The 15729-nt window shown below is 65.4% G+C and carries 13 protein-coding genes; 3 read left to right on the top strand and 10 right to left on the bottom strand.

The genetic code is table 11. From position 1 onward, the window contains the following. Positions 1-17: 17 nt before the first annotated feature. From LOY69_RS13245 to LOY69_RS13230, 4 genes are all read right to left on the bottom strand, one after another. Positions 18-1517 carry a CoA-acylating methylmalonate-semialdehyde dehydrogenase gene (locus tag LOY69_RS13245; protein ID WP_265074715.1) on the bottom strand — a complete coding sequence of 500 codons (1500 nt, stop codon included), beginning with the start codon at positions 1515-1517 and terminating at the stop codon, positions 18-20. A 43-nt stretch (positions 1518-1560) separates the two neighbouring features. Further along, positions 1561-2367 (bottom strand): 5-deoxy-glucuronate isomerase, encoded by an 807-nt coding sequence (iolB, locus tag LOY69_RS13240; RefSeq protein WP_123393865.1) that lies wholly within the window; start codon positions 2365-2367, stop codon positions 1561-1563. Continuing rightward, a complete protein-coding gene (iolE, locus tag LOY69_RS13235) occupies positions 2364-3272 on the bottom strand; it encodes a myo-inosose-2 dehydratase (RefSeq protein ID WP_265074714.1) in 909 nt (302 codons plus the stop codon). The genes iolB and iolE overlap by 4 nt, the downstream gene beginning before the upstream one ends. A 130-nt stretch (positions 3273-3402) precedes the next feature. Beyond that, entirely contained in the window at positions 3403-5343 is a 1941-nt protein-coding gene (locus LOY69_RS13230) for a bifunctional 5-dehydro-2-deoxygluconokinase/5-dehydro-2-deoxyphosphogluconate aldolase (protein WP_265074713.1), read from the bottom strand. Between the two features lie 312 nt (positions 5344-5655). Here LOY69_RS13230 and LOY69_RS13225 point away from each other — a divergent pair, with 312 nt between their 5' ends. Continuing rightward, positions 5656-6576: a MurR/RpiR family transcriptional regulator gene (locus tag LOY69_RS13225; protein ID WP_102879756.1), complete on the top strand. Its 921-nt coding sequence runs from the start codon at positions 5656-5658 to the stop codon at positions 6574-6576. Here the strand turns inward: LOY69_RS13225 and LOY69_RS13220 are convergent. Beyond that, positions 6573-7505 (bottom strand): DHH family phosphoesterase, encoded by a 933-nt coding sequence (locus LOY69_RS13220; RefSeq protein ID WP_265074712.1) that lies wholly within the window; start codon positions 7503-7505, stop codon positions 6573-6575. The genes LOY69_RS13225 and LOY69_RS13220 overlap by 4 nt on opposite strands. 82 nt (positions 7506-7587) lie before the next feature. Continuing rightward, entirely contained in the window at positions 7588-9057 is a 1470-nt protein-coding gene (locus tag LOY69_RS13215) for a PLP-dependent aminotransferase family protein (protein WP_265074711.1), read from the bottom strand. Between the two features lie 109 nt (positions 9058-9166). On the opposite strand from LOY69_RS13215, the gene LOY69_RS13210 reads away from it, so the two are divergent. Both LOY69_RS13210 and LOY69_RS13205 read left to right on the top strand, forming a co-directional pair. Next, positions 9167-10390, top strand: coding sequence for a multidrug effflux MFS transporter (locus LOY69_RS13210; protein ID WP_265074710.1), 1224 nt, complete (start codon positions 9167-9169; stop codon positions 10388-10390). A gap of 665 nt (positions 10391-11055) precedes the next feature. Beyond that, a complete protein-coding gene (locus LOY69_RS13205; RefSeq protein WP_265074709.1) occupies positions 11056-11667 on the top strand; it encodes a glutathione S-transferase in 612 nt (203 codons plus the stop codon). A 235-nt stretch (positions 11668-11902) separates the two neighbouring features. Here LOY69_RS13205 and hcnC read toward each other — a convergent pair whose 3' ends face one another. The 4 genes from hcnC to LOY69_RS13185 all read right to left on the bottom strand — a co-directional run bounded on the left by hcnC (position 11903) and on the right by LOY69_RS13185 (position 15673). Next, positions 11903-13156, bottom strand: coding sequence for a cyanide-forming glycine dehydrogenase subunit HcnC (gene hcnC / locus LOY69_RS13200; RefSeq protein ID WP_102864439.1), 1254 nt, complete (start codon positions 13154-13156; stop codon positions 11903-11905). Beyond that, positions 13149-14558, bottom strand: a complete 1410-nt coding sequence (hcnB, locus tag LOY69_RS13195) for a cyanide-forming glycine dehydrogenase subunit HcnB (protein ID WP_265074708.1) — start codon at positions 14556-14558, stop codon at positions 13149-13151. The genes hcnC and hcnB overlap by 8 nt, the downstream gene beginning before the upstream one ends. Beyond that, positions 14555-14872, bottom strand: coding sequence for a cyanide-forming glycine dehydrogenase subunit HcnA (gene hcnA, locus LOY69_RS13190; RefSeq protein WP_102864437.1), 318 nt, complete (start codon positions 14870-14872; stop codon positions 14555-14557). The genes hcnB and hcnA overlap by 4 nt, the downstream gene beginning before the upstream one ends. Before the next feature lie 459 nt (positions 14873-15331). After that, on the bottom strand, positions 15332-15673 hold the full coding sequence (locus LOY69_RS13185) for a hypothetical protein (protein ID WP_170003304.1): 342 nt from the start codon (positions 15671-15673) through the stop codon (positions 15332-15334). Between the last annotated feature and the right edge of the window lie 56 nt (positions 15674-15729).

The raw sequence follows: 15729 nt of genomic DNA, 5'->3' as shown, positions 1-15729 counted from the left end.
CCATCGCGTCGCGACCGTTACTTGGCCGTCGGCATGCTGAACTCCGGGCCCTTGGCGATGCTGTCGGGCCAGCGCTGCATCACGCTCTTGTAGCGGCTGTAGAAGCGCACGCCTTCCTCGCCGTAGGCATGGTGATCGCCGAACAGCGAGCGCTTCCAGCCGCCGAAGGAATGCCAGGCCATGGGCACCGGAATCGGCACGTTGATGCCCACCATGCCCACCTTGATACTGCGGGCAAAGGCCCGGGCCACGCCGCCGTCGCGGGTGAAGCAGGACACGCCATTGCCGAATTCATGGGCGTTGATCAGCTCCACTGCGCTGGCAAAATCAGGCACCCGCACAATGCCCAGCACCGGCCCGAAGATTTCCTGCTGGTAGATGCTCATCTGGGGGGTGACGTGATCGAACAGGGTGGCGCCGACAAAAAAGCCCTGCTCCGCCCCCGGTACCTTGAAACCGCGACCGTCCACCAGCAGCTGTGCGCCCTGGGCCACGCCCTGGTCGATGAAACCTTCAACCCGGGCCTTGTGCTCGGCGGTCACCAGCGGCCCCATGTCGCTGTCGCCCTGCAAGCCGTTGCCGACCTTGAGCTGGTCGATACGCGGCAGCAGCTTGGCGATCAATTCATCGGCCACCTCGCCCACCGCCACGGCGACGGAGATCGCCATGCAGCGCTCGCCAGCCGAGCCGTAGGCCGCGCCGATCAGTGCGTCGGCGGCCTGGTCCAGGACGGCGTCGGGCATCACGATCATGTGGTTCTTGGCCCCACCCAGGGCCTGCACGCGTTTGCCTCGGGCGCTGGCCTGCTGGTGGATGTACTCGGCAATCGGCGTCGAACCGACAAAGGAAATCGCCTCGATGTCCGGGTGCTGGAGCAAGCCATCCACGGCGCTCTTGTCGCCCTGGACCACGTTGAACACCCCTTCGGGCAACCCGGCTTCGGTCAGCAGGCGCGCCATCAGCAGGCTGGCGGACGGGTCGCGCTCGGACGGTTTGAGGATGAAGCAGTTACCGGTGATCAGGGCGATGGGGATCATCCACAGCGGCACCATCACCGGGAAGTTGAACGGCGTGACCCCGGCGCACACGCCCAGGGGCTGGCGCAGGTTCCAGTTATCGATGCCGCCACCGATGTTGTCGCTGAAATCGGTTTTCAACAGGTTCGGCGCGCCACAGGCGTACTCGACGATCTCGATGCCGCGGGTCACTTCTCCCATGGCGTCGGACAGCACCTTGCCGTGCTCGCGGGTGATGATCTGCGCCAGTTCCTGGTGGTGCCGGTCCAGCAGTTCCTTGAACTTGAACATCACCCGCGCACGGCGCAGGGAGGACTGTTCGGACCAGGCGGGAAAGGCCTTCAGCGCCGAGGCCACGGCCTCGTCCACGGTCTTCTGGCTGGCCAGGGCGACGCGGGCCTGGACCGCACCCGTGGCCGGGTTGAACACCTGGCTGAAACGCTCACCGGCGTCCTGTACCTGGCCGCCGATGTAATGACCTATTACCGGGGTATCGCTCATTGTTCTTGTTCTCCGTAAAGGGTTGCCGTCTGAGTTCGGCGCTTCAGAGATCCAGCAGCCAGCTGTGCTGCGGGTCGTTATGGAACTGCCAGACCCGCTTGGGCCCGGCCATGACGTTCAGGTAATAGGACTCGTAGCCGTAAGGCACGCTGACCGGGTGATAGCCCTTGGGCACCACCACCAGGTCGCTGTTTTCCACGGCCATGGCCTGGTCGATGCTGCGGTCGTCGGTGTAGACCCGCTGGAAGACGAAGCCCTGGGGCGGGTTGATCTGGTGGTAATAGGTCTCTTCCAGAAAGCTCTGGTGCGGCAAGTCATCGGTGTCGTGCTTGTGCGGCGGGTAGCTGGAGGAATGCCCGGACGGCGTGCGCACCTCCACCACCAGCAGGGAATGGGCCGGCTCGCTGTCGGGCAGGATGTCGCAGACATAACGGGTATTGGCGCCCTTGCCGCGCACGCTGCGCTTGCACTGCTCCGGGCGGATCAGCCGTGGGCCGAGGCCAGCGGCGGCATCACCCGGGGCGGCACACAGGGCAATCTGCACCTCGCTCAAGGCGCTGACCTGGGCCTGGCTGCCCGGCGGCAGGTAGGCGGCAAAGGGCGATTTGTCTTCGAACACCGATTGCCGGTCCCCCAGGTTGTCCCACTGGAAGGCGCCCTGGGGCGCTTGGCCCTGCACATCGATACGGCCGCTGAGCAGCACCAGGCACAGCTCCTGGTCGCCGGCACTGACCGGCAGGCTTTCCCCAAGGCTCAGGCGGTAGGCACTGAAGCCCACGTATTCCAGGGCGCCCTCTGGCAGCTGGACCAGGGTCCGGCCCTTGGCCGCGCTTTTCACCAGCAGGTTCATTGGGCAGTGCTCCTGCGTTGCACAGCGGCGTCCAGCAGGGCCCGCAGGGTGTCGTAACCTTTTTTCGCATAGACGTAGCTCGGCGCCACGGCCGGGTCCTGCTCGGCTTCCACCACCAGCCAGCCCTGGTAGCCCGCGTCCAGCAGCACGTCGAGCAAGGCGGCAAAATCGAGGTCGCCATCGCCGGGCACGGTGAAGGTGCCGTTGACGATGCAGTCCGGGAAGCTCCACAGGTTGTTGCGCGCCAGTTGCACCACCGGCTTGCGCACGTCCTTGAAGTGCACGTGGCAGACGCGGCGAATGTGCTTGCGCAGCACCTCCAAGGGTTCGCCGCCGCCCATGTAGCAGTGGCCCGAATCGAACAGCAGGCCGACTTCCTCGCCGGTCAGGCTCATCAGTTTGTCGATGTCTGCCGGGGACTCGACGTAGGCGCCCATGTGGTGGTGGTAGGCCAGGCGCACACCCTCAGACAGGGTGAAACGCGCCAGCTCCGTGAGCTTGTCGGCGTAATCCTGCCAAGCCTGTTCACTGTGGAAGCGCGGACGCTCGATCAGGCGCACCGGTGAGCCCTGGATCGAGTCGGCCACTTCGCCGTAGACCAGCACCGAGGCGCCGTTGCGTTTCAGCAGTTCGACGTGGCTGGCAATGGCGTCGATTTCTTGTGCCACCGAACGCCGGGCCAGGCGGCTGGAGTACCAGCCCGAGACCAGCGCCAGGTCATAAGGGCGCAACACATCGCCCACGCCCTTGGCGTCCTTGGGGAACTTGCCGTTGAGTTCAAAGCCTTGGTAACCGATGTCGCGGCCTTCGCTCAGGGCGGTGCTCAGGGGCGTTTCACCGCCCAGGGCCGGCAGGTCGTCGTTGCTCCAGGAGATCGGGTTGATGCCAATTCGGATAGCGGGCATGGCTGCACCTTTTGTTGTTATTCATGAAAGCGTGGAGAACGGCCTCGCACTCGCAGGAGCTGGCTTGCCAGCGAAGGCGCCGGCGAGCCTGGCACCAGGCTCAAGACCCTCTTCGTCGGCCAGCCGGCGCCTACAGGGGGCGGGCGCTGCGCCAGGCGTTGATCAGTTGTTCGAAGGTGCCCTGGACTTGCCGGATCAGGGTTTCGTCGTCGATCTCCCCCGCCAGCCACCCACGGCTCGGCTCCTGGAAAATCGTCCGGCCCACGGCAAAACCACGGCAGGTCTGGCTGTTGGCAGCTTGCCGGAAGCCCTCGGCCAGGCACTCGGCCGAGGCATTCAGGCCCAGCAGCACCACGCCACGGCAATACGGGTCGCGCTCCTGGATCAGCTCGTCGAGCTTTTTCCACTCCTCAGCCGACTGCGCCTCGATCTTCCACCACGCCGGGTAGATGCCCAGGTTGTACAGGCGCTTGAGGCTGCGGTAGAGCACCTCGGGATGGGCGCCGGGCAGGTCCTTGGGCGGGATGATTTCCAGCAGCAGCTCATGGCCGCTGACCTGGGACGCCTGGTACAGGCCCATGATCTGCGCCTCCTGCTCCAGGCGCAGCAGGGGTTCGTCGTCCGGGTGATATTGCACCAGGCACTTGATGATCTGCTCCTGGGGCCAGGCAATCAGGTTGCTGCCCACCGAGCGCCCATGCTCGAAGGCCAGGGGCCGCGAGCCCTGGACCTCCACCGGACGCGCCACCCACCAGCCGCGACCGGTGGCGGCATTCAGCGCGTCCTGGCCGAAGCGCTGGTCGGCCAGCAGGCCCACATCGGCCGCCACGCCCTGCTCGCGCAGCTGATGCTCGACCCGCTCCACCGCCTGGATAAACAGCTGCTTGAGGGCGCTGATGCGCGTCGGGTCCTGGCCGCCCTGTTGCGCCAGTTCCACCAGTTGCCCACGGTGATCGAAGGCAAAGACGAACAGCGGCTTCCAGGCCTTGCGCGGCACGCTGACCTGATGCAGGCGCTGCAGGATCGGGTCCTGGTCGGGACGGGTAATGGGCACCGGGCTGCTGAACAGGTAATCCAGTTCGGCGCGGGTCGGCATCGCCGGGGCACAGGCATGGCGCGACACCACCAGGCCGCCGCAGGCGTTGGCCAACTGGCAGCAGCGCTCATCGCTGGCGTCTTCCAGCCAGCCACTGAGGAAGCCGGACATAAAGGCATCGCCGGCGCCCAGCACGTTGAGCACCTCCACCCGCACACCAGGGTAGATCGCCCCGTCCTCCAGGCGCTGCGGAATCTCGCCGTGGATCACCGTGCACCCCTGCGGGCCGAGCTTGACCACCAGGGTCGCGGCGCTCAGGGAGCGCACCGTGCGCAAGGCCGTCAGCAGGTCTTCGCTGCCGCCGGCAATGAGGAATTCTTCTTCGGTGCCGACGATCAGATCGAAGCGCGGCAGGATGCTCTGCACATGCTGGCTGACCTGGTGATCGGCGACAAACCGGGTCTCGCCGTCAGCCTTGCCCGCCAGGCCCCAGAGCACCGGCCGGTAGTCGATATCCAGGACCCGCTTGACCCCGTGCTTTTGCGCGTAGTCCAGGGCCTGGAGGCTGGCTCGGTAGACGCCGTCGGTGGAGAAATGGGTGCCGGTGATCAGCAAGGCCTTGCTGGAGGCAATAAAGGCTTCGTCGATGTCTTCGGCACGCAGCGCCATGTCCGCGCAGTTCTCGCGGTAGAACACCAGGGGGAAGGTTTCGCGGTCCTTGAGGCCCAGCAGGACCATGGCGGTGAGGCGTTGCGGGTCGACCTGGATGGCGCTGACGTCACAGCCTTCGCGCACCAGGGACTCCACCAGGAAGCGCCCCATGTGATCGTCGCCGACCCGGCTCAACATCGCCGACTTGAGGCCCAGGCGCGCGGTGCCGAAGGCAATGTTCGCCGACGAGCCGCCGAGGTACTTGGCAAAACTGCTGACATCCTCCAGCCGCGCACCGACCTGCTGTGCATAGAGATCGACGCCCAGGCGTCCGAGGCAAATCAGATCCAATTGACGCCCACTGGCAAAACGAGTCTGGCCCATGCTGGCTCCTGTTATTTTTATCAGCCTGTGCTCGCCGCCCTTGGCAGGCGCCGAACACTCTTGGTGGATGCAGACTAAAACGTCTCTCGGCGCCAATCAATATTTTTTCTATAAGTTTTTTACGTGGAATATTTTTTCCATTAAACTTGTTCTAGCCTGAGCCAGAGGTCATGCATCGTTTCAGCAAGGTGCCGGCCGGCATCAGCCCGAAGATTTTATCGGCCCCTACCCTGTAGACTGCCGGCTGCCCACCTATTGTCAGGGGACGGGGCCACAGGCCGTTCCCATAAGCACAAGCCAGAAGGATTTTCTATGTCCCGCACCGATCAGCCGGCCTTGTCCGAGAGCACGCCCGAGAGCGACCTCGTCAGCCCTCCGATCAATGCCGAACGCCTGCTGCAACTGATCACCGAGGAATACGAGAGCCTGCCGCGCCAGCTCAAGCGCATTGCCAGCTACATGAGCCAGCAGAGCGACCGGATCATGGTCGACCGCATCAGCGACATCGCCCGGGAATGCGAAGTGCATCCCTCGGCCATCGTGCGCTTCTCCCAGCGTTTCGGCTTCAGCGGCTTCAGTGAAATGCAGGCGCTGTTTCGCCAGGCCTACACCCACAAGGCCACGCCGGTACAGAACTACCAGCAGCGCATCCGCAGCATGATTGCCAACAAGTCGCAGAAAGCCAGCGGCGGCGACCTGGCTCGGGAATGCGTCAACGCCACCCTCTCGGGCATCGAGCGCCTGGGCCTGGAACTGGACGACACGGCCTTCGACAAGGCCGTGGACCTGGTGGTCAACGCCGACAACATCTACGTGGTGGGGGTGCGCCGCTCCTTCGCCGTGGCCGACTACCTGGTGTACAACCTGCAGCACACCAACAAGCGCATTCATCTGGTGTCGGGCCTGGGGGGCAGCTACCGCGAGCAGATGCGCAGCATCCGCCCCAACGACCTGGTGATCGCCATCAGCTTCACCCCCTATGGCAAAGAGACCCAGCACTGCCTGCGCATTGCCCAGCACAACCAGGCCAAGACCCTGATCATCACCGACAGCACCCTGTCGCCCCTGGCCAAGCGCGCCAACAGCGTGCTGCTGGTCAATGAAGGCAGCTCCTTCGCCTTCCGCTCACTGAGCGCCACCCTGTGCCTGTGCCAGGCACTGTTCATCGCCGTGGCCTACCGCCTGGAACTGAAGATGGACGAAATTCACGAGCAAGGCGGCTTCGACGACTAGCCCGTCCGACAGGACGGGGCCTGGAGCGCCAGGCCCTTGCGCAGCAGCTCCTTGCGCAGGATCGGCCGGGCCAGGCAATGCACGCCGTCCAGGGCGCTGCACTCCAGCAGCCGCTCCAGCTTGCGGGCACTGCCCGGGCTGCCGGTCAGCAGGTAACTTTTACCCTCGCTGAGGCTGATCAGGTTCAGCAGCCAGTCATCGCCCCATTGCCCCAGCACCTGCTCGATCAGGCTGCGCTGGCGCGCCAGCAGGTCCTCGCCATTCCATAGGGTCAGTTGGGCAAAGCGCCGCGGCAGGTTGCTGGAAGGTTCGAGGACTTTCAGGTCCTTGAGCAGGGCCTGCGCCAGTTGCGCTTCGATCTGCTGCTGGCATTGCTGGAAGTACTCGTCGGGCCACTGTGGCCCCAGGCCTGCATGGGCGGCCAGGGCAGCATAGGCCTGGCGGTCCGCTGCGGTGCATCCCTGGTCGGTGAAGTTCAGGGTGTTGTCGAGGATTCCCGCCGCCAGCAATTGCGCGCTGTCGCGGCTGATCTTGGGCAACAGCCCGGAATCGCGCCAGCGCTCAAAGACCTGGGTGCAGGCGGCGCCGATCTGGCGGATATCGGCGTATTTGCCCAGGCGCTCGTCCCAGAAGGCCTCGAACCCGGGGTGATGGTCGATGACCTCGATCACCCGGGTGAGGTCCACCAACGGGTCCAGGTGCAGGTGGTTGGAGATGTCCACCAGCACGAACTGGTCGGCGCCCTCCGGGACGTGGCGGTCCAGGCCCTTGAGCTGCTGGCGGAAATGGGCCGGGATGCTCTCGTTCAGCGGTGCGCTGCTCAGGGCCCGGGCCGGGCGGCCGCTGAGGTTGAGCAATTCGGCGTAGGCGATGCAGCCGGCGTAGGCGTCGATATCCAGATAGGCCGCACCGGCAGTGACAATGATCATAACGTCCGTGTAATCCACAAAGGCCGAAGGCCGGGGCGTCGAGGGTGCCCGAGCGAGATGACAGCCCGATGACCGTCAGGGCTCACCGCTCATGTTCCTGCCCCGCCTCGGCCACCAGCAGCGCCGCCAGACGCGCACCGCTGAAGCGGATCTGCGCCAGGCTCAGGGCCGCATAGCCGATGATCACCGCTGGCGCCCGGCGCACCTGCTGACAATGTTCAATCACCCCTTGCAGCAGCAGGCCCTGCTCTGCCGCGCGCTGGCGAAAGCCCGCCTCGTCGCTGCCCGGCGGCAACTCCAGGAGCAGATGCAGCCCGGCCTGCTGGCCACTGATGCGGTAACAGCCGGGCGCCTCCCGCGCGAGAATCGCCAGCAGCAGGTCGCGGCGCTCCTGATAAGCCTGACGCGCCGCCCGCAGGCAACGCAGAAAAGCGCCACTGGCGATGTAGTCGGCCAGGGCCAGCTGTTCGATCACCCCCACCGAGCGCCCGGTGTTCTGCAAGGTGGCCAACAGCCGGGCACGCAGCGCCTCGGGCACCAGCATGAAGCCCACCCGCAAACCGGCGAACAGGGTCTTGTTGAAACTGCCGCAGTAGATCACCCGGTCATCCGGGTCCAGAGACTTGAGAGCCGCCAGGGGCGCGCTCTGGTAGTTGAATTCGCTGTCGTAGTCGTCTTCCACCACCCAGGTGTCGCTGTGCCGGGCCCATTCCAGCAGCGCCAGACGCCGGGACACCGGCATGGTCATGCCCAGGGGCGCCTGATGGGCCGGGGTCACGTAGACCATGCGTGCATCGCCGTGGCCTTGCAGTTGCGCCACGTCGATGCCCTCCTCCTGCACCGGAATCGGCACCAGCCGCGCACCGGCCAGGGCAAACAGGCCCTGGGCCGAAAGGTAGCCGGGGTCTTCGATACACACCTTGTCCCCTGCACTGAGCAGGCTGCGGGCCAGCAGATCGAGGCCGTGGCGAATGCCGGTGGTGATCATCACTTGCCCGGCATGGCAGGCGATGCCGCGGTGCTGCCCCAGGTACTCGGCGATCTGCTGGCGCAGCGCCGGCAGGCCGGCGGGGTCGGCATCGCACAGCGATTGCGCCGTGGCGCTGCCCAGGGCTCGGGTCAGGGAACGGGTCCAGCGTTGCAGGGGGAACAGCGCCGGGTCGGCGAGTCGTGCCACAAAGGGCTGGCCGGCACGTACGCTCAGCGGCGGATACGAGGGCTCGTTGTCACGGGTGGATGCCGGTGCAACGCGTGCCGGGGTGCTCAGATACAGGTCCGGCACCACCGCGCAGACCCGGGTCCCGGAACCGCTGGCGCGACTCACATAGCCTTCGCTGCGCAGGCGGTCGAAGACCACTTCCAGGGTGCCCCGGGACAGGCCCCAGCGCTGGGCCAGGGTGCGGGTCGAGGGCAAGCGGCAGCCGGCCGGCAGGCGTTTTTCCAGGATCGCCTGGCGCAAGGCGCCGTAGGCGCTGTCCTGCTTGCCCAGGGTTTCATCCATGCGCTCCGGCAGGGGCAGGTCGAGGGGCACGGGGTGTTTTCCACGGCTCATTGTTTTCCACGGCTCATAGTGGTCCAGTCAAAAGCGCTCTAAACGGTGCTCGGCATTAAACCATAAAGACCTTAATTTCAGCGCCGTCCCCCCTTGCCCCGAGCCTGCCATGCCCCCCGTTGCCCCCTCCACCACCCGTTCCATCGCTATTGAACCCGCCCTCGCCCCCTGGCTCTGGACCTTGTTGCTGCTGGTGGTGGTCTGCCTGCCGCGGATCAGCATCGACCTGTACCTGCCGGCGCTGCCGGCCATGGCCGACGACCTGTTGGCCAGCGACGCCCAGCTGCAACTGACCCTGAGCCTGTACATGCTCGGCTATGCGCTGTCGATGCTGCTGGGCGGGCCGCTGTGCGACCGTTATGGCCGACGCCCGGTGCTGCTGGCGGGCACGGCGCTATTCCTGCTGGCCAGCCTGGCCTGCATGCTCGCCGCCAACGTCGAGGTGCTGATGGTCGCCCGCCTGCTGCAAGCGTTGGGCGGTTGCTGCGGCACCCTGATCGGCCGGGTCATGGTCCGCGACCGCTGCGCCCCCGAGGAGCAGCCGCGATTGCTCGGGCTGTTGTCCATGGGCATTGCCCTGTCGCCGATGCTGGCGCCGCCGCTGGGCAGCCTGATCGACCACCTGCTGGGCTGGCGCGGCTTGTTTCTGTGCCTGAGCCTGGTGGCCGCGGCGGCCTGGCTGCTGATGTACAAGCGGCTTGCCGAAACCCGTCCGCCCCAGCTCTGCCCCGTGGCCGCCAGAAGCCTGCCGCGCCTGTACCTGCGCCTGCTGGGGGAGGCCTATTTCATGCGCTACTCCCTGGCCATCGGCTGCCTGTACTGCACCTACTTCCCTTTTATCCTGCAATCGCCGGCGCTGTTGCAGCGCCAGCTGGGGCTGTCTTCCAGCGCTTATGCCCTGGTGTTCGCCGCCACCGTAGCCGGCTACCTGCTGGGCTCGCGGCTGTTCCAGCGCCTAGGGGTACGCCACAGCGCCGACCGCCTGATTGCCGGGGCCTGTGTGCTGAACCTGGCTGGCGCCGGCCTGCTGCTGCTTGCCCGCAGCCTGTGGCCCGACAGCCTGTGGGCAATCGTCCTGCCGATGCTGCCGCTGATGCTTTCGGTGGGCCTGGCAATCCCCGCCTGCCAGTTGGCGATCCTGCAACCCTATGCGGCGGTGGCGGGCACCGCCTCGGGGCTGTTCTTTTTTATCCAGATGGCCATGACCGCGGGCTGCGGACTGCTTGCCAGCCTGTTGGCAGACAGCCCGGCCGGTTCGCTGCAAGCCCTGACCGGCCTGTTCAGCGTCGCCCTGGGCCTGGTCTGGTGGTGCCTGCGACCACGGCAGCGCTAGCACCTGTGGGCACGCGACGAGCACCTGCCGGTCGCCGATTACCTGCATTGCTGTAGCCGCTGCTGAGCCCGCGAAGCTGCGCAAAGGTCCGCAGGACCTTGCTTGACGATCGCCAGCCGAACCCGCAGCGGCCTCAAGAACGCCGCGGCCCTTCGTGCCGTTCGCAGCCTGCGGCAGCGGCTACACCAACCTCGGATCGGCATTGGCCCTGTAGCCGCTGCTGAGCCCGCGAAGCTGCGCAAAGGTCCGCAGGACCTTGCTTGACGATCTCCAGCCAAACTCGCAGCGACCTCAAGAACGCCGCGGCCCTTCGACGGAGTGCCGCCCAGCCAGTTCGCAGCCTGCGGCAGCGGCTACACCAACCTCGGATCGGCATTGGCCCTGTAGCCGCTGCTGAGCCACGGCGAAGCTGCGCAAAGGTCCGCAGGACCTTGCTTGACGATCTCCAGCCGAACTCGCAGCGGCCTCAAGAGCGCTGCGGCCCTTCGACGGAGTGCCGCCCAGCCAGTTCGCAGCCTGCGGCAGCGGCTACACAAATCCCCGATCGGCATTGGCCTGTAGCCGCTGCTGAGCCATGGCAAGGAGCTGTGCAAGGCCGATTCAATGCCGCTACATTAACCGCGCCGTCCCCATCCGTTGCGCCGTTCAAGACAAGGAAATACGCGATGAAACTCATTGGAATGCTCGATTCACCCTACGTGCGCCGTGTCGCCATCAGCCTCAAATGCATGGACCTGCCCTTCGAGCATCATTCGGTCTCGGTATTCAGCACCTTCGAGCAGTTCAAGGCCATCAACCCGGTGGTCAAGGCACCCACCCTGGTCTGCGACGGGGGTGAAGTGCTGATGGATTCGAGCCTGATCCTCGATTACCTGGAAAGCCTGGCCGGCCCACAAAGGAGCCTGATGCCCCTGGCCCTGCCAGCGCGTTTGCATGAGTTGCGGTTGATCGGTCTGGCCCTGGCGGCCTGTGAGAAGTCGGTGCAGATTGTCTACGAACGAAAGCTGCGTCCGGCGGAGAAACAGCACGGCCCCTGGCTGGAGCGGATCGGCGGCCAATTGCAGGCCGCCTATACCGAGTTGGAACAGGAACTGCAGAAACAGCCCTTGCCTCAGGACGGCGCCCTGAGCCAGGCCGGGATCAGCCTGGCGGTGGCCTGGAGTTTCAGCCAGATGATGGTGGCGGACCTGTTCGGTCCCGAGCAATTCCCGGCGGTGCGCGGTTTTGCCGAATACGCCGAACAGCTGCCGGTGTTCCTCGACACCCCCGCCACCTGACCCACACAGCGTCATCACCGTAGCCGGCTTGCTGGCGAAGAGACCCGTGAGCCGTGCAGCGCTCTCGGAAACGCTTTCGCTGGCAAGCCAGCGCCTACGACAGTCCAACAGACCCTGCCGACCGCAGGAGCCGGCTTGCCGGCGAAGAGGCCCGCGAGCCGTGCAGCGCTCTTGGAAACGCTTTCGCTGGCAAGCCAGCTCCAACGCAAGTCCAACAGATCCTCGTGGGGATCTGTCAGGCCGGTTCGGGCTGTTTCTTCACCGGGGCGGTGGCGAAACGCCGGGCCAGGAACGGAGTGATGTCCAGCGGCAGGGCTTCGTCGTTCACCAGTTTGTCCAGCAGTACGCCGGTGATCGCCGAGGTCAGGATGCCGGTACGGAAGTGTCCGCAGGCGTTGAGGTAACCCTCGACCCCGTCCATCGGCCCAAGAATCGGCAACTCGTCCGGCGAGCCCGGACGCAGGCCCGCCCAGCAGCGCTTGAGGTTGACCTGGGCCAGCTCGGGAATGCAGCGCACTGCCCCCTGCACCAGGCCGTTGATTTCCGGGTAGGTGGTGCTGACGTCGAAGCCCTTGTCCTCGGTGGTGCTGCCAATCAGGATCTCGCCGTTGTCCTTCTGCGCCATGTAGCAGTCGCTGGTGGTCAGGCAACCATTGAGCAGCTTGGGCATGCGCTCGGTGAGGAGGATCTGGCCCTTCACCGGCTTGACCGGAATCTCCACCCCAGTGGCCTGCAGGCTCAGCTCGGCGGCCCAGGCACCGGCGGCATTGATCAGGGTCGAGCAATGGAACAGCCCGGCCTCGGCGGTTTGTACCCCACTGACCCGGTTGCCCTGGTGCAGGACCCCGGTGACGTTGGTGTTGAAGTACACATCCACGCCGTTCTGCCGTGCGCCTTCGGTGTAGGCATCAGTCAGGCGGAAGGGGTTGACCTGGTGGTCGCAGAGGAACTCCAGGGCGCCCTGGGCTTCGTGGCTGACCTTCGGCTCGGCGGCGCGCAGGGCCGCCTGGTCGAGCCAGCGCACTTGATCGGACAGGTGCGGGATGCAACCGACAATGTGTTCGGCGTACAGGCGGTCCTCGTCGTCATAAATGACGAACTTGAGCCCGGTCTGTTCGAACTTGAAGTCCATGCCGTGCAGGCCGATCAGTTCGCGGTGCAGGCGTGGGTACAGCTCGTTGGACTGCAGGGCGAAGTCGAAGAACGACTGCGGCAGGATGTGCGGGGTGCTGGAGTCCACCACCACCGCCGAACCCTGGGCCTCGCGCTTGCGGTTGGCCGACATCATGCGAAAGAAGATCACTCCGCAGCCCAGGCCCACCGACTCGCCGATGGCCCACAGGCCGCCGGCCGAAGCCCGGCTGGCGTTGCCCGGACGCTTGGCGTCGATCAGCGCCACTCTGAGGTCTTTGCGCTTGGACAACTGATAGGCGCAGGACGCCCCGATCACGCCGCCACCGGCAATCACCACGTCGTAATACTTACTCATGTCCGGGGACCTCCTGGTCTGGGGCTGCAAAGGCGGAAAACGGAATCGGGTCCAACGGGAAGCGCGGGCGAATCCAGCCCACATCCTTGCGTCCGGTGGCCTGGCGCAGGCGGTCGCTGCAATAGCCGACGCACATCCGCCCCTGGCAGTCGCCCATGCTCACCCGGGTGCGCATTTTCAGGCTGGCCATGTCCTGCACGCCCTGGCTCAGGGCGCGCTCGATATCGTTGCGAGTGGTGTGTTCACAGCGGCAAATCACCGTGTCGCCCTTGGGCAGGTCTATCTGCCCGGTGCCACGTGCGGTATAGCGGTCCACCGCGCCGCGAAAGCGCAGGATCGAGGCCAGTTTGCGCTCGTAGCCCTGGCGCCGTTGCAAGGCCGCGTCGTTGCTCAGCACATCGCGCTGCATGAGGATCGACAGCGCCGCGATGCGGCCGGTGAGCATCGCCGCTTCACCACCGCGAATCCCACCCATGTCGCCGGCCAGATGGATGTGCGGCTCGCTGCTCTGCTGCCAGGCGTTGGCGTTGGCCCGCAGATAGCCGTCATCGCTGAAGCCGTGATCCAGGCCCATCTGCTGGCTCAGTTGGGTGCGGGGAATGAAGCCATAACCCACCGCCAGGGTCTGGGCGGCGATGCGCTCGGCCTTGGCCATGTCCGGCTGCCAGTCGGCGGAATACGGGGCAACCGTGACCACGCTCAAGGCGTCCTGGCCCTGGGCCTCGACCACGCCCCAGCCATAGCGCAGGGGGATGCTGTGAAGCTTGAGGTAGGCCAGCATGCTCAGGCCGTCGAGAAACAGCTGGGGCTTGTTCAGCAGGGCCAGGCTCTGCTTGGCGATCTTGCTCAAGGCACTGGCCTCGTAGACCCCGGCCACCCGCACGCCCGAGGCGTGCAACTGGCACGCCACCAGTGGCAGCAAGGGCCCGGTGCCGGCGATCACCACGGGACCTTGCGGCTTGACCACGCCGCTCTTGATCTGCAGTTGCAGGCCACCGAGCAACTTGACCCCCGGCAGCGTCCAGCCGGGAAACGGTACGCTGCGTTCATGGCAGCCGGCCGCCAGCAACAATTGCCCATAGGCCACCCGCTGCACCTGCTCGTCGGCATCCAGCAGCATCAGGCTGTCAAGGCCCTCGGCGCCGATCACCCGGTGGTTGAGGCGCACCTCGATCATCTGCTCGTGATCGGAAAATTCGCCGTGTAGCTTGGCCAGCGTCTCGCAGTAGCGCGGCCCCAGGTAATCCAGTTGCACGCCATCGCGCAGCGGGCCACGAAAGACCACGCCACCCAGGCGCGAGGCTTCTTCGATCAGAGTGCTGCGCACGCCGTGCTTGGCCAGTTCGATAGCCGCCGCCATGCCCGCCGGCCCTCCGCCGACAATCACCGGGTTCAGGCTCATACCGTGGGCTCCGTCTCGCTGATGCGGTTGCTCAGGGTCTGCACCTGCATGCCCGGCTTGACCAGGGTCTGGCAGGCACGGCGCTTGTGGCGGCCGTCGATCTGCACCAGGCAGCAATGGCACACGCCCATGCCGCAGTAGGCACCGACCAACTGTCCGTGATCATTGCGCGCCACCTGGCGCAGGCCGGTGGCCTGGATCACGCTGAGGACTGTTTCACCCAGGGCGGCAGTGACCGGCTGGCCGTTGAGACTGATGGTCATGTCCGCATGCTGCAGCGGCTGAATATCAAAATTGCGGTCTATCTGACGCATTGCGGTTCATCCGTGAGAAGTGAGTGGGGTTACCGGCATCCTGCCGCCTGGAGTCCTGGGGCAAGGACGCGGTCACACCGCGGTTCCGAAGTGGCTGTCAGAACCGAGCGCGGGCAAATCTAGTGTTTTTGTCTGACAGAAATATTGATCTGGGCCAAGCAAAAGGACGGTGTCCCTCAAAGCAGTGCCTTGTCTCTGAAACTTGCGATACACGCCACAAAAAGCCGCGGCCGGCAGAAGCCCGGCAGCGGCGCCTTTAAGACATACCACGGCCCCTGCGCGACCGCCGCCAAAGGTCAGGGCCCTGTCCCCAATTAGTGGTTCAAGGCATCGACGACAGCCGCGCGAACCTTATGAACATTGGCACTGTTACAAACCGTAAAGTCGAACGCGCCCCCGGCCGTTCCTCGACCGTTTTCGCCTTGCCTGAGCTTCGTCTCAAAACGGTTGGTACAGAGCCTAACGACGCTTGTAGCTCTTGTTGCCACTGGGCGTCAGGCAATAGACCCCGCCCCGTGGCCCGGTGCAGAAACTGCCGCTGCCGCAGGTGCAACCCTGGGTATCACGCAGCAGCGGCTCGGCGCGGGGGGTGGAGGAGCGTTGGCCGAACATCAGCGCGCAGTTCTTCTTCGAGGCGCTGATGGAACCGTCATTGCACAGGAACAGCTCGCCGTCACAACGGGCGATGCCGCCTTTCTTTCCGGAACAGGGCTGATTGGCCGCCTGGGCCGCCGCGCTGCACAGCAGCAACAGGCACACCGCGAAAAAGGGCTTCCAGCCGACCCGAGTCAGGGCACTCATGGTGACGCCTCCTGGCAAAAAAGTGGCCGGATGATATCAAGCTTCACCCTCCCCGA

This window comes from Pseudomonas sp. B21-059 (genome assembly GCF_026016285.1).
In the GTDB taxonomy this organism is placed as follows: Bacteria; Pseudomonadota; Gammaproteobacteria; order Pseudomonadales; family Pseudomonadaceae; genus Aquipseudomonas; species Aquipseudomonas danubii.
The sequence above is the reverse complement of the archived record's forward strand: the minus strand, read 5'-3'. Positions and strand labels throughout refer to the sequence as shown.

What these genes read in the sequence shown, in the direction of transcription:
- LOY69_RS13245 (WP_265074715.1), bottom strand. Translation starts at nt 1,517, where the DNA reads ATGAGCGATACCCCGGTAATAGGTCATTACATCGGCGGCCAGGTACAG.
- iolB (WP_123393865.1), bottom strand. Translation starts at nt 2,367, where the DNA reads ATGAACCTGCTGGTGAAAAGCGCGGCCAAGGGCCGGACCCTGGTCCAG.
- iolE (WP_265074714.1), bottom strand. Translation starts at nt 3,272, where the DNA reads ATGCCCGCTATCCGAATTGGCATCAACCCGATCTCCTGGAGCAACGAC.
- LOY69_RS13230 (WP_265074713.1), bottom strand. Translation starts at nt 5,343, where the DNA reads ATGGGCCAGACTCGTTTTGCCAGTGGGCGTCAATTGGATCTGATTTGC.
- LOY69_RS13225 (WP_102879756.1), top strand. Translation starts at nt 5,656, where the DNA reads ATGTCCCGCACCGATCAGCCGGCCTTGTCCGAGAGCACGCCCGAGAGC.
- LOY69_RS13220 (WP_265074712.1), bottom strand. Translation starts at nt 7,505, where the DNA reads ATGATCATTGTCACTGCCGGTGCGGCCTATCTGGATATCGACGCCTAC.
- LOY69_RS13215 (WP_265074711.1), bottom strand. Translation starts at nt 9,057, where the DNA reads ATGAGCCGTGGAAAACACCCCGTGCCCCTCGACCTGCCCCTGCCGGAG.
- LOY69_RS13210 (WP_265074710.1), top strand. Translation starts at nt 9,167, where the DNA reads ATGCCCCCCGTTGCCCCCTCCACCACCCGTTCCATCGCTATTGAACCC.
- LOY69_RS13205 (WP_265074709.1), top strand. Translation starts at nt 11,056, where the DNA reads ATGAAACTCATTGGAATGCTCGATTCACCCTACGTGCGCCGTGTCGCC.
- hcnC (WP_102864439.1), bottom strand. Translation starts at nt 13,156, where the DNA reads ATGAGTAAGTATTACGACGTGGTGATTGCCGGTGGCGGCGTGATCGGG.
- hcnB (WP_265074708.1), bottom strand. Translation starts at nt 14,558, where the DNA reads ATGAGCCTGAACCCGGTGATTGTCGGCGGAGGGCCGGCGGGCATGGCG.
- hcnA (WP_102864437.1), bottom strand. Translation starts at nt 14,872, where the DNA reads ATGCGTCAGATAGACCGCAATTTTGATATTCAGCCGCTGCAGCATGCG.
- LOY69_RS13185 (WP_170003304.1), bottom strand. Translation starts at nt 15,673, where the DNA reads ATGAGTGCCCTGACTCGGGTCGGCTGGAAGCCCTTTTTCGCGGTGTGC.